We start from the raw sequence: 12151 nt of genomic DNA, 5'->3' as shown, positions 1-12151 counted from the left end.
CCCAGCCGTGATCATGTAGTTGTTCGCGGTCCGGTGTGGACGGACGACTCGGCGGGGGCGGCAGACTTGAGGGGTGCCCTCGATCCTGCCTGACGGCGACCCCGTGCCCAGCGACGGCGCTCTCCCGGAGAGCGCCGTCGACGGGCTGGGAACCCGGCCGTTCGGGTTCTACGTCCACGTGCCGTTCTGCGTGACCCGCTGCGGTTACTGCGACTTCAACACCTACACGGCCGCCGAGCTCGGGCCCGGGGCGTCGAGGGAGTCGTACGCCGACACCGTCATCGACGAGATCAGGATGGCCAGGCGGGTGCTGGGCGAGGTGGATCTCCCCGTCGAGACCGTGTTCTTCGGCGGCGGCACGCCCACCCTGCTGCCACCGGACCACCTCGGGCGGATCCTCGAGGCCATCGAGTCCGAGTTCGGCCTGGCCGCCGGCGTTGAGGTGACCACCGAGGCCAACCCGGAGTCGGTCGACGCGGCCTACCTCGGGCGGCTCCGGGAGGCCGGATTCACCCGCATGTCCTACGGGATGCAGAGCGCACGCGAGCACGTGCTCGCGACCTTGGACCGCACGCACACTCCGGGGCGGGTGCCGCAGGTGGCGGAGTGGACCCGCGCCGCCGGATTCGAACACGTCAACCTCGACCTGATCTATGGCACGCCGGGGGAGCGCGACGAGGACTGGCTGGCCTCCCTGGAGGCCGCCCTCGCCGTACGGCCCGACCATGTCTCCGCCTACGCCCTCATCGTCGAGGAGGGCACCCGGCTGGCCGTCCGCGTGCGGCGCGGTGAGCTTGCCGCCCCCGACGACGACGCGATGGCCGACCGTTACCTGATGGCCGAGGAGAGGCTGAGCGCGTACGGCCTGAACTGGTACGAGATCTCCAACTGGGCGGCCGACCCGGCCTCGCGTTGCCGGCACAACCTGCTCTACTGGACCGGCGCGGACTGGTGGGGGGCGGGGCCTGGCGCGCACAGCCACGTCGGCGGCACCCGCTGGTGGAACGTCAAGCACCCCGCCGCGTACGCGGCGCGGCTGGCCGAGCGGGTCACTCCCGCGCACGCCCGTGAGGTGCTCGGCGCCGAGGACCGGCGGATCGAGCGGATCATGCTGGAGGTCCGGCTCGCCGACGGCTGCCCCGCGGACCTGCTCGACAAGGGCGCGGTCGAGCGCCTGATCGCCGACGGCCTGCTGGATCGGCAGGCCTACGACATCGGCCGCGCGCGCCTCACCCGGCGTGGGCGCCTGCTGGCCGACGCGGTCGTCCGGGATCTCACCTGACGGCCGCGGGATACTCCGACCGGCTTACTTGATCATGGGCCACGCCATGAAGGCCGGATACCGGTAGTACTCGCCCCGGTTCGCCGCCACGCCGGCGATGATCATGAAGACGATCGCGGCGATCGCCTGGACGGGCCAGGTGATGAACCCGATGATCAAGAAGATCAGAATGAAGTTGATGATCGAGTAGACCATCTGCGTGATGGCGAAGTTGAGCGCCTGGGCTCCGTGGTGGCGGCAGAAGGCGGACTCGTCCTTCTTGGCGAGATAGACGACCAAGGGCGCGACGAAGCCGACGAGGACCTGGCCGATATGGGCCAGCATCCCCCACTGCCGCTCGTCGGGCGTCGTGGGTGCGCTGTAGCCCGGGGGGAGATTGCCGTACTGCTGCGCGTATCCGGGCTGCTGGCCGTAGCCGGGAGTCTGGCCGTACCCGGGTTGCGTGCCGTAGTCCGGCTGCCGCCCGTACCCCGGCTCGCCGTAGCCGGGTTGCTGCCCGTACCCGGGTTGTTGCCCGTACCCGGGCTGCTGTCCGTAGCCGGGTTGCTGCCCGTATCCAGGCTGTTGCCCGTACCCGGGTTGCTGGCCATGGCCGGGTTGCTGTCCGTACCCGGGTTGCGGGCCGTACTCCGGCTGCCCGTACCCGGGTTGTTGCCCGTACCCCGGCTGTGGTTCGTTCCCGGGCTGTTCGGGCGTCTTGTCCGTCATGCCGTGCTCCTTTCGAGGGCGCCTCAGTCGAGCGGCTCGGGGGCGGTGACGAAGTCGATGAGTTGCTCGACGCGGCCGAGAAGCGCCGGCTCCAGATCGGTGTAGGTGCCGACTGATCCGAGGATCCGCCTCCATGCTGCGCCCACATCGTCACCCCAGCCAAGAGCGGCGAGCACTCCCTCTTTCCAGGGGATGCCCTTGGGCACGTCCGGCCACGCCTCGATGCGCACCGCCGCGGGCCGTACCGCCTGCCAGATGTCGATGAAGGGATGCCCGGTGACGAGGACGTCCGGCGAGGTGACCTGGGCGGCGATCCGGCTCTCCTTCGACCCGCGGACCAGGTGATCGACGAGCACGCCGAGCCGCCGGCCGGGCTCCGGAGCGAATTCGTCCACGATGGCCGGCAGATCGTCGATTCCCTCGAGATACTCGACCACGACGCCCTCGACGCGCAGGTCGTGGCCCCAGATCTTCTCGACCAGCTCGGCGTCGTGCAGGCCCTCGACGTAGATGCGGCTCTCCTTGGCCACCTGGGCGCGCAGGCCCTGCACGGCGATCGACCCCGACGCCGACCGCAGCGGCTGCTTCGGCCCCGACGCCGGGCGTACGAGGGTGACGGGCTTGCCGTCGAGCAGGAAGCCGGCCTTGGCCAGCGGGAACACGCGGCGCCGGCCGAATCGGTCCTCGAGCGTCACCGCCTCCTTGTCACAGGCCACGACCGCGCCGCAGAACCCGCTTGACGGATCTTCGACGACCAGGTCGCGCTCGGCCGGCAGCTCGGGGATCTGGCCGCGCCGTGGTCGTCGCCAGTCGCCTGCGAGGACGTCGGCGTCATACTTCCTGGCGCGCATGGGCACGGCTCCCGTCTCCTCGGGGTGGCGACGGACGGCACCGTACCGGGCGAATCCGGCTCAATGGCGACCGACACGCGGGCCACGCGGTGCTAGAGACGTCCGTAACGCTCGGCGAGCAGCCGTCTGCGGTGGCCGCCGCGCTTGACACCGGTGACCGTGGCGATGATCGCGCCGGTGACCACGCCGACGAGCGGCAACACCAGCAGGGCCGCGACTCCGCCGATGAGCCCCCCGAAGGCCTCGGTGTCCGGGTGCCTGCCCGTCGCGTACGGCCCGATCCCGCTCTGGCACGTCAGCCGGTGGGCACCGGCCTCGGTGGCCTGGACCACATGGATCTCCTGCCAGCTTTGGTCGCCGGTGTTCACCGTGAAGGTCCCACTGGGCGTGGTGACGGGAACGCTCTGACCCGACGGGGAGGTGACGGTGCACTTCCCGTCCAGTGGGTCGCCCGATACCGAGAGGGTCACGTAGACGCCGATCGAGGACTCCGGGGTCATCTGGACGGTCACGGTCTCGTTCGCCTGGAACTGCCTGTTGATCTCAAGGTTCTTGATCGAGCTGGTGAGCCCCCATGCGAAACCACCGACGCCCAGAGCGATGAACACAAGAGCGAGGAGACCGGCGACGACGAACCAGTGGCGGCCGGGCCGGAGCTCCCGGGGGTCGATTCGCGGTGGTGGGGGGTACATGCTGTGAGCGTCGCATATCAGGGATCATCGTGGTCAGAGCTGACATGTTCCGGCCAGGGCGGGGGCTCGCGGCTCCACATCCCGGTAAGGCCGCGACGCCCGATGCCTCCAGTGCCCCTACGATCGCCGTACACTTGGCACTCGGAAACAGGGAGTGCCAGGAAGCCGGGCCTGGATCGGGGCACGGCTGCGAGTCGAGTGGGCAGGGGGGTGAGAGCAAGTGCTCGATGACCGCAAACTGGCGGTGCTGCGCGCCATCGTCGAGGACTACGTGTCCACCAACGAGCCCGTGGGCTCGAAGGCGCTCGCCGACCGCCACAATCTCGGCGTCTCCCCGGCGACGATCCGCAATGACATGGCGGTGCTCGAGGAAGAGGGCTACATCGCCCAGCCGCACACTAGCGCGGGGCGCGTCCCGACCGACAAGGGCTACCGGCTGTTCGTCGACCGGCTGTCGACGATCAAGCCGCTCTCGCCCGCGGAGCGGCGGGCCATCGAGACCTTCCTGGCGGGCGCATACGACCTCGACGACGTGGTCGGCCGCACCGTCCGGCTCCTGGCACAGCTCACCCGCCAGGTCGCCGTGGTGCAGTATCCGTCGCTCACCCGGTCCGCGGTGCGGCATGTCGAGCTCGTCCAGGTCGCCTCTAACCGGCTCCTACTGGTCTTGATCACCAACACCGGACGGGTGGAGCAGCGGGTCGTCGAGACGCCTTCCGCCATCTCCGAGGACTCGATCGCGCACCTGCGCGCGCTGCTCAACACCTGTCTGGACGGGTGCGGGCTCACTGACGCGCCGAACGCGGTGGCCGATCTGCTCGAAAGAGTGTCGGCCGAGGACCGCGCGGTGGCGGCCTCGGTCGTCTCGGTACTGCTCGAGACCCTCGTGGAAAAGCACGACGAAAAGATCGTTTTCGCCGGCGCGGCCAACCTGGCCGCCGTCGACTTCTCCGAGAGCCTCCGGAACGTCCTGGAGGCTCTGGAGGAGCAGGTGGTGCTGATGCGGCTGCTCGGTGAGACCGGTGATTCCTCTACTCTGACGGTGCGGATCGGCACCGAGAATCCGCATGAGGGCCTGCGGTCGACCTCGGTGGTCGCCGTGGGCTATGGCGTCGGTGACCAGGCCCTGGCCAAGCTGGGCGTTCTCGGCCCGACACGAATGGATTACCCCGGCACGATGGGAGCAGTACGGGCAGTGGCACGCTACGTCGGTCAGATCCTCGCGGGGTCGTAAGTGGCAAACGACTACTACGCGACCCTCGGGGTGCGCCGCGACGCAAGCGCGGATGAGATCAAGAAGGCCTACCGCCGGCTTGCGCGCGAGCTTCACCCGGACGTCAATCCCGATCCGGAGACCCAGGAGCGGTTCAAGGAGATCACCCAGGCCTACGAGGTGCTCTCCGACCCCAGGAAGCGCGAGATGTTCGACCTGGGCGCGGACCCGTTCGCCTCGGCCACCGCCGGGGGCGGCGCCGGATTCGGCGCCGGGTTCCCCTTCAGCGACATCATGGACGCCTTCTTCGGCGGTGGTGCGACCCGCGGCCCGCGCAGCCGCGCCCGGCGGGGACGCAACGCGACGCTGAGGGTCGAGCTCGACCTGTCCGAGACCGCCTTCGGCACCACCCGCGAGCTGACGGTCGACACCGCGATCGTCTGCTCCAGCTGCACCGGCACCGGCACCGCGGCCGGCACCGCCCCGGACACGTGTGACATGTGCCATGGCCGAGGCGAGGTGCAGCAGGTCACCCGGTCCTTCCTCGGCCAGGTGATGACCTCGCGCCCGTGCCCGCAGTGCGGCGGCTTCGGCAGCGTGATCCGCAACCCGTGCCCGGAGTGCTCCGGAGACGGGCGGGTCCGCACCCGCCGGACGATCAAGGTACGGATCCCCGCGGGCGTCGAGAACGGCACCCACATCCAGCTCGCCGGCGAGGGCGAGGTCGGCTCGGGCGGCGGACCGCCGGGCGATCTGTTCCTCGAGATCGTCGAGCGGCCGCATGAGATCTTCGAGCGCGAGGGCGACGACCTGCACTGCACTGTGCAGATCCCCATGACCGCCGCCGCGCTGGGCACCAAGGTGGTCATCGAGACCCTCGACGGTCCCGAGGACGTCGACATCAAGCCGGGCACGCAGTCCGGCCAGGTCATCCCGATGTACGGACGGGGCGTCAAGCACCTGAACGAGACCGGCCGCGGCGACCTGATGATCCATGTCAACGTGGAGACGCCGATCCGCCTCGACGAGGAGCAGGAGGAACTGCTCCGACGGCTCTCCAAGCTGCGCGGCGAGGAACGGCCGCCCGGCAAGTTCGCCCCGGGGCAGTCGGGTTTCTTCTCGCGGCTCCGTGACGTCTTCAACACCCATGACCGGTGAGTCCACCGGTCTTCCTCGCTGAATCCGCGCAACTGGCGGGCGACCGGGTCGTGCTCGGCGGGGCCGAGGGACGGCACGCGGCGACCGTCCGCCGGCTGCGCGCGGGTGAGCGCGTGGACCTCACCGACGGAGCCGGCCTGCTGGCCGAATGCGTGGTCGGCGAGGTCGTGCGCGGCGGCCTGGAGCTCGACGTCATCGCCCGGCGACGGGAACCCGCGCCCACTCCCCGCCTGGTGGTCGTGCAGGCACTCCCGAAGGGCGACCGCGGCGAGCTCGCGGTCGAGACGATGACCGAGGTGGGCGTCGACGAGATCGTGCCGTGGGCAGCGAGCCGGTGCGTCACCCAGTGGCGCCCGGACCGCAGGGAGAAGTCCCTCGGCCGGTGGCGCGGCGCCGCACGCGAGGCGGCCAAACAGGCCCGGCGCTGCTGGCTGCCCGAGGTCGCCGAACTCGCCACCACCGCGCAGGTGGCCGACCGGGTCGCCGGGGCGGCACGGGCGCTCGTCCTGCACGAGGGCGCGCAGGAGCCGCTCAGCGCCGTGACGCCGCCACCGGCCGGCGACGTCCTCCTGATCGTCGGCCCGGAGGGCGGCATCACCGACGAGGAACTGCACCGGTTCACCGAGGCGGGCGGTGTGCCGACCGTGCTCGGGCCGACGGTGCTGCGCACCTCCACCGCGGGGGTCGCGGCAGCCGCGGTGCTGCTCAGCGCCTGCGGCCGCTGGTAGACGCCCCGGTCAGGGGTCCACCTGGCTCAACGGCTGCTGATCGCCTCCCGTGGGCGGCGACTCCGGCGGCGGGGGCGTCCCCGGCGGAGGCGGATCGTCGGTCGACTCGGTCGGATCCGGGGAGGTCGGCGCGGTGGTCGTTGCCGTCGACTCGCAGGGCGACGTCTGCTCCACCGGAGGGGGCGTGTCGGTCTCGCTCGCCGGCGAGGGTACTTCCGCGCCCAGCGGGCGGCCGCAGGCCGGCCCTCCGAGTGAGGGCGACGGCTGTCGCGACTTCGTCGGGCTCAGCCCTTGGGGCCGCCAAGGTTCGGACGGAGACTGGGCGGGTTGCCCGCCGCCGCCGGGCTCGGTGCCGCCGGAAGTCCCCTTCTCTCCGTGTTCGCCCTGATCCGGCGCGCGGTGTCCGCCCACGGTGAAGCTGCTGATCGCAGGGGTGCCGGACACGACGACGGCCGCCATGGCGAGCGAGGCGGCGCCCGCCATCGCCGGGCGCGCCCAGGTGGCGGTGAACCACGACCAGGCCGACGCCCAGCTGAACCTCGACGCCGGACGTTCGCTGATACGCGCACGGATCCGGTCGAGCCCGTCCGCCGCAGGCACGACCGTTTCCGCCTCCGCGTGCAGGGCACGGCGCAGGATCTCGCCGTACTCGTCGTGGGGATCGGTCATGACAATTGCTCCAGAACGCCTCGGAGCGCGGTCATTCCGCGCGCCGTATGGCTCTTGACGGCTCCGCGGCTGATGCCCATCGCATGGGCGATCTCCGCTTCTGACAGATCGGCGTAATACCGCAAAACGAGTGCTTCCCGCTGCCTTCTCGGCAGCGTGCTGAGTGCTTTGACGACTGCGGCCCGCTCGAACTCAACGATGGCGCCGTTCTCGGCGCTCGGAGCGTCCGGCAGGCCCTTAGGGGCGTACTTCTCCACGACCGCGCGGTGGCGCAGCACGGACCGTGACTTGTTGACCACGGCCTGCCTGAGGTAGGCGAGGGCCTTGTCGGGGTCGCGTAGGCGCTGCCACCCGCCATGCATGGCGATGAAGGCGTCCTGCACGACCTCCTCGGCCGTTCCGACATCGCGTACGAGCAGAACGGCGAGACGCACCAGCGAGCGGTAGTTGGCGCTGTAGAGCGCCGTCACCGCCTGATCGGCGTCCCAGGCGACGGCGACCGCGCGGGTCGCGCCGTTCGCCACAAGGGTCTCGGTCACATCAGTGGGACGCGCACCCTCGCCGTCCGGTTTACGAAAGGGCATTCCTGCTCTCGCCTCGGTCAACCTATCCGCCACCTTTGCCGTCCCCTGACCATCCAGTCGGATGGCCGCACCCCGTCACGGCGTGGATGGCGAACCCGACGGATCGCGTGCGTGGTAGACACGTCACCAAAAGCCGGCGAGCCGGGGGGTTCGCACTGACTTGCAACCTTAACGAGTAAACGGCCTGTCTCGGACCCAAGAGGCGATTCAAATCCGCCGATCTCGATAGCATTCGAGGACACCGCCTGAGGGGGACATCCGTGGACTGCCTGTTCTGCAAGATCGTCACAGGTGACGTGCCGGCCATGATCGTGCGCGAGAGCGAGCGCGTGCTGGCGTTCCGGGACATAAATCCGCAGGCGCCGACGCACGTGCTCGTGATCCCCAAGGAGCACCACGTCAACGTGGCGGAACTCGCCGCGGCGGATCCGGAACTGCTCGCGGAGATGATGCGGGAGGCGCATCAGGTCGCCGTCGAAGCGGGGATGGCCGAGACCGGGTACCGGGTGGTGTTCAACACCGGCCCCCAGGCGGGGCAGACCGTCTTCCACACGCACGCGCATCTGCTCGGCGGGCGTGGCCTGAACTGGCCTCCAGGGTGATCGCGACGGTACCCGCCGTCGGGCGGCGCGCAGCCGTGACCAGTACCATGGGAGCATCGCGCCAGATCACGCAGAGTCAACAGGAAGCAGGGCGAAGAGGCCGTAAGGCCGGCTGATGGTCGAATCAACACGTTCCGCGCGGAAACGCCAGACGGCGCCGCGCTCGCAGATCAAGATTGTCGTGCCGGACGACCACTCGATGGTGGGCCTGCTCGGGTCCAGCGACGAGTTGCTCCACGTCGTCGAGCGCGCTTTCGACAGCGACATCCACGTCCGCGGTAACGAGATCACCGTGACCGGTCCGGAAGAGGAGACGGAGCTCGCCACCAAGTTGTTCGCCGAGCTCGTCGACCTGCTCAAGAGCGGGGCTCAGCTGACGCCCGACGCCGTCGAGCGCAGCCTCGCCATGCTCCGTACCGACGCGGTCGAGCGGCCGGCCGACGTGTTGACGCTCGACATCCTGTCCTCGCGCGGCCGGACGATCAGGCCCAAGACGCTGAACCAGAAGCGGTACGTCGACGCGATCGATCAGCACACGGTCGTGTTCGGCATCGGCCCGGCGGGCACCGGCAAGACCTACCTCGCCATGGCCAAGGCCGTGAAGGCGCTGCAGGACAAGAAGGTGAGCCGGATCATCCTGACCCGGCCGGCCGTCGAGGCGGGCGAACGGCTCGGGTTCCTGCCCGGCACGCTGTTCGAGAAGATCGACCCCTATCTGAGGCCGCTGTACGACGCGCTGCACGACATGGTCGACCCGGATTCGATCCCGCGCCTGATGGCCGCCGGCACGATCGAGGTGGCGCCGCTCGCGTACATGCGCGGGCGCACGCTCAACGATTCGTTCATCATCCTGGACGAGGCGCAGAACACCTCGCCGGAGCAGATGAAGATGTTCCTGACCCGGCTCGGCTTCGGCTCGAAGGTCGTGGTCACCGGTGACGTCACCCAGGTGGACCTCCCGGGGGGCCAGCAGAGCGGTCTGCGGGTCGTCCAGGGCATCCTCGACGGCATCCGTGACATTTACTTCTGCCACCTGAACAGCAACGACGTCGTGCGCCACAAGCTCGTCACCGACATCGTGGACGCCTACAGCCGGTACGATCAGGCGCTTCAAGTCGAGGGTGAGGCGGGACGCGGGCACACCCAGCAGGGCGGCGCGGACCGGGGGCCTCGCAAACGGGGGCGCAAATGAGCATCGAGGTGCTGAACGAGTCGGGCGCGCAGGTCGATGAGGAGGGTCTCGTCACGCTCGCCCGCCACGTGCTCGACGAAATGAAGGTCCACCCGCTCGCCGAGCTGTCGCTGCTGCTCGTGGACGAGCCGGCGATGACCGAACTGCACGAGAAGTGGATGGGCGAGCCGGGACCGACCGACGTGCTGGCCTTCCCCATGGACGAGCTGCGACCCGGGCATCTTTCCGGCGGTTCCGACGACGGCGGCGCGCCCGACCCCGGGCTGCTCGGTGACGTGGTGCTGTGCCCGGCGGTGGCCAAGGCGCAGGCCCGGCAGGCCGGCCACAGCACCGAGAACGAACTGCAGCTGCTGTGCACGCATGGGATCTTGCACCTGCTGGGCTACGACCACGCCGAGCCGGCCGAGCACAAGGAGATGTTCGGCCTGCAGGACGGGCTGATGGCCTCCTGGCGGGAGAAACGCGACGCGACGTGAGCACTTCTCACGGTTGGTTGCTGGTCGGGGCCGCGGCCCTGGTGGCGGTGGCCGGGCTGCTCGCCAGCGTCGAGACCGCGCTGGCGCGGGTGTCCCGGGTGCGCGTCGAGGAACTCGTGCGGGAGGACCGCCGCGGTGCCCGCAGGCTCGCCGAGGTCGTCGCCGATCCGGCGCGCTACCTGAACCTGGTGCTGCTGCTGCGGGTGAGCGGTGAGCTCGCCGCCACGGTGATCGTGGCGGACCTGTGCGTGGCCTGGCTGGACGAGACCTGGCGGGCGTACGTCGTCGCCGCCGTCATCATGATCGTGGTCAGCTATGTCGTGGTCGGCGTGGGGCCGCGCACTCTCGGTCGCCAGCACGCCGACCACATCGCTCTGGCCGGCGCGGGCCTGATGCATCCGGTCACGCGGGTGTTCGGCCCGTTGCCTCGGCTGCTCATCCTGCTGGGCAACGCGCTCACCCCGGGCAAGGGCTTCCGCGAGGGGCCGTTCACCTCCGAGGCGGAGCTGCGCGATCTCGTGGACCTGGCCGAGCAGCGCAGCCTGATCGAGCCGGACGAGCGCGAGATGATCCACTCGGTCTTCGAGCTCGGCGACACCCTCGTTCGCGAGGTGATGGTGCCGCGCACCGACATCGTGTTCATCGAACGGGACAAGACCCTGCGCCAGGCGCTGTCGCTTGCGCTGCGCAGCGGTTTCTCCCGGATCCCGGTGGTCGGCGAGAACGAGGACGACGTCATCGGCATCGCCTACCTCAAGGACGTAGTCCGTCGCAGCCACGAGTACCGCGACGGCGAGTCGGTCGAGACGGTCGAAACGGTGATGCGTTCCGCGACCTACGTTCCCGACAGCAAGCCCATCGACGAACTACTCCGCGACATGCAGGCCCAGCAGACCCACCTGGCGATCGTCATCGACGAGTACGGCGGCACCGCCGGCCTGGTCACCATCGAGGACATCCTCGAGGAGATCGTCGGAGAGATCGCCGACGAGTACGACGTCGAGGCGCCCCGCGTGGAGAACCTTCCGGGCGGGGGCTACCGGGTGACCGCGCGGCTGCCCGTCGACGAGCTGTCGGAGCTGTTCGACGTCGAGATCGACGTCGAGGACGTCGAGACCGTGGGCGGGCTGCTCGCGCACGCCCTCGGCCGGGTGCCCATCGAGGGGTCCACCGCGACCGTCGCCGGGCTCAGCCTCAAGGCGGAGAGCATCGCCGGGCGGCGCAACCGGATCGGCACGGTGCTGGTCGAGCGGATCCGGCCCGCGGAGCCCGCCGAGCCGGAGAACTCCGAGCACGTCGAGGCCTAGTGGTAGAGGTCCGGTGGTCGAGGCCCGGCGCGCGACACACCGTAAGACATTCTTGACACGGGATTAGCCGGCCTCCCACGCGGGAATGATCAGTACGTTTGGAGATCATTTGGGGGGATCTCAAAGGGGTCGCGGAGCCGCGCCGACGGCAGGCCGATGTCGTCATCGCGGGCCGCGTGGAGAACCCGGATCGAAGGAACACCGCACGGGCGACGAACGGACGAGCCCGCATCACGTAAGACCGCTGCCGTCCTGTCCCAACAGGACATCCCGCGGGTCCGCCGTTCGCCGTCCGCCCGTCCGCCTGAGGCGCATGTCTCAGGCGGCGCGGCCCGGTGGTCCGGGGCTTCCCACCGGCTCGTTCTCGCCGACGTGCGCGGTCTCCGCGACGCGACGTGCGCCGTGCGCGTGATGTCTCGTGCGCCTCTACCCTTGGAGACGTGAGTGAGATCGGTGCGGAGGACGCGAAGATAATCATGCTGGCGCGATCGGCGCGGGCCCGTACGGGCGCCGCCGAGGGCGCGGCGGTCCGGGACGAGACGGGACGGACGTATGCCGCGGCGACCGTCGACCTGCCCTCGTTCAAGCTGTCCGCGCTGCGGGTCGCGGTGGCGATGGCGGTGTCGAGCGGGGCCGAGGAGCTCGAGGCCGCGGCCGTCGTCACCCGGGGAGAATCGGTCGAGGAGAGC

13 protein-coding genes and 1 pseudogene are annotated in these 12151 nt (G+C 69.9%); 9 read left to right on the top strand and 5 right to left on the bottom strand.

Annotated elements, in window-relative coordinates:
• The first annotated feature begins 73 nt into the window (after positions 1-73).
• Positions 74-1282: a radical SAM family heme chaperone HemW gene (hemW, locus tag HKK72_RS29410; protein ID WP_187237692.1), complete on the top strand. Its 1209-nt coding sequence runs from the start codon at positions 74-76 to the stop codon at positions 1280-1282.
• Positions 1283-1306: 24 nt separating this feature from the next.
• Here the strand turns inward: hemW and HKK72_RS29405 are convergent, their stop codons facing one another.
• From HKK72_RS29405 to HKK72_RS29395, 3 genes are all read right to left on the bottom strand, one after another.
• The gene (locus HKK72_RS29405; RefSeq protein WP_187237691.1) at positions 1307-1990 is read right to left on the bottom strand and encodes a DUF4870 domain-containing protein; all 684 of its coding nucleotides are present in this window, start codon (positions 1988-1990) and stop codon (positions 1307-1309) included.
• 23 nt (positions 1991-2013) lie between these two features.
• Complete coding sequence (locus HKK72_RS29400; protein WP_187237690.1) at positions 2014-2841, bottom strand: DUF3097 domain-containing protein; 828 nt, start codon at positions 2839-2841, stop codon at positions 2014-2016.
• Between the two features lie 92 nt (positions 2842-2933).
• The gene (locus HKK72_RS29395) at positions 2934-3533 is read right to left on the bottom strand and encodes a hypothetical protein (RefSeq protein WP_187237689.1); all 600 of its coding nucleotides are present in this window, start codon (positions 3531-3533) and stop codon (positions 2934-2936) included.
• Between the two features lie 220 nt (positions 3534-3753).
• On the opposite strand from HKK72_RS29395, the gene hrcA reads away from it, so the two are divergent.
• The 3 genes from hrcA to HKK72_RS29380 are packed head-to-tail and all read left to right on the top strand — an operon-like array spanning position 3754 to position 6632.
• Complete coding sequence (hrcA, locus tag HKK72_RS29390; protein ID WP_187237688.1) at positions 3754-4767, top strand: heat-inducible transcriptional repressor HrcA; 1014 nt, start codon at positions 3754-3756, stop codon at positions 4765-4767.
• Positions 4768-5904 carry a molecular chaperone DnaJ gene (dnaJ, locus tag HKK72_RS29385; RefSeq protein WP_187237687.1) on the top strand — a complete coding sequence of 379 codons (1137 nt, stop codon included), beginning with the start codon at positions 4768-4770 and terminating at the stop codon, positions 5902-5904.
• Positions 5901-6632: a 16S rRNA (uracil(1498)-N(3))-methyltransferase gene (locus HKK72_RS29380; RefSeq protein ID WP_187237686.1), complete on the top strand. Its 732-nt coding sequence runs from the start codon at positions 5901-5903 to the stop codon at positions 6630-6632. Before dnaJ ends, HKK72_RS29380 begins: the two co-directional genes overlap by 4 nt.
• Positions 6633-6641: 9 nt before the next feature.
• On the opposite strand, the gene HKK72_RS29375 is transcribed toward HKK72_RS29380, so the two are convergent.
• Both HKK72_RS29375 and HKK72_RS29370 read right to left on the bottom strand, forming a co-directional pair.
• Complete coding sequence (locus tag HKK72_RS29375) at positions 6642-7301, bottom strand: hypothetical protein (RefSeq protein WP_187237685.1); 660 nt, start codon at positions 7299-7301, stop codon at positions 6642-6644.
• Positions 7298-7840, bottom strand: coding sequence for a SigE family RNA polymerase sigma factor (locus HKK72_RS29370; RefSeq protein ID WP_315987501.1), 543 nt, complete (start codon positions 7838-7840; stop codon positions 7298-7300). The genes HKK72_RS29375 and HKK72_RS29370 overlap by 4 nt, the downstream gene beginning before the upstream one ends.
• Before the next feature lie 305 nt (positions 7841-8145).
• Here HKK72_RS29370 and HKK72_RS29365 point away from each other — a divergent pair, with 305 nt between their 5' ends.
• The 5 genes and pseudogenes from HKK72_RS29365 to HKK72_RS29345 form a co-directional block, all read left to right on the top strand.
• Positions 8146-8487: a histidine triad nucleotide-binding protein gene (locus tag HKK72_RS29365; protein WP_315987500.1), complete on the top strand. Its 342-nt coding sequence runs from the start codon at positions 8146-8148 to the stop codon at positions 8485-8487.
• 115 nt (positions 8488-8602) lie between these two features.
• On the top strand, positions 8603-9679 hold the full coding sequence (locus HKK72_RS29360) for a PhoH family protein (protein WP_187237683.1): 1077 nt from the start codon (positions 8603-8605) through the stop codon (positions 9677-9679).
• The gene (gene ybeY, locus HKK72_RS29355; RefSeq protein ID WP_187237682.1) at positions 9676-10155 is read left to right on the top strand and encodes an rRNA maturation RNase YbeY; all 480 of its coding nucleotides are present in this window, start codon (positions 9676-9678) and stop codon (positions 10153-10155) included. The genes HKK72_RS29360 and ybeY overlap by 4 nt, the downstream gene beginning before the upstream one ends.
• On the top strand, positions 10152-11462 hold the full coding sequence (locus HKK72_RS29350; protein WP_187237681.1) for a hemolysin family protein: 1311 nt from the start codon (positions 10152-10154) through the stop codon (positions 11460-11462). The genes ybeY and HKK72_RS29350 overlap by 4 nt, the downstream gene beginning before the upstream one ends.
• A gap of 476 nt (positions 11463-11938) precedes the next feature.
• Positions 11939-12151 (top strand): annotated as a pseudogene (locus tag HKK72_RS29345) (cytidine deaminase); the annotation flags it as partial.

It is taken from the genome of Actinomadura sp. HBU206391 (assembly GCF_014323665.1).
GTDB lineage: Bacteria > Actinomycetota > Actinomycetes > Streptosporangiales > Streptosporangiaceae > Actinomadura_C.
This window is presented reverse-complemented; position numbering and strand designations above follow the sequence as displayed.

Bases quoted from the DNA above. Each gene is read 5' to 3' on its own strand.
- ybeY (WP_187237682.1), top strand. From the start codon at position 9,676: ATGAGCATCGAGGTGCTGAACGAGTCGGGCGCGCAGGTCGATGAGGAG.
- HKK72_RS29395 (WP_187237689.1), bottom strand. From the start codon at position 3,533: ATGTACCCCCCACCACCGCGAATCGACCCCCGGGAGCTCCGGCCCGGC.
- HKK72_RS29375 (WP_187237685.1), bottom strand. From the start codon at position 7,301: ATGACCGATCCCCACGACGAGTACGGCGAGATCCTGCGCCGTGCCCTG.
- HKK72_RS29360 (WP_187237683.1), top strand. From the start codon at position 8,603: ATGGTCGAATCAACACGTTCCGCGCGGAAACGCCAGACGGCGCCGCGC.
- HKK72_RS29405 (WP_187237691.1), bottom strand. From the start codon at position 1,990: ATGACGGACAAGACGCCCGAACAGCCCGGGAACGAACCACAGCCGGGG.
- HKK72_RS29400 (WP_187237690.1), bottom strand. From the start codon at position 2,841: ATGCGCGCCAGGAAGTATGACGCCGACGTCCTCGCAGGCGACTGGCGA.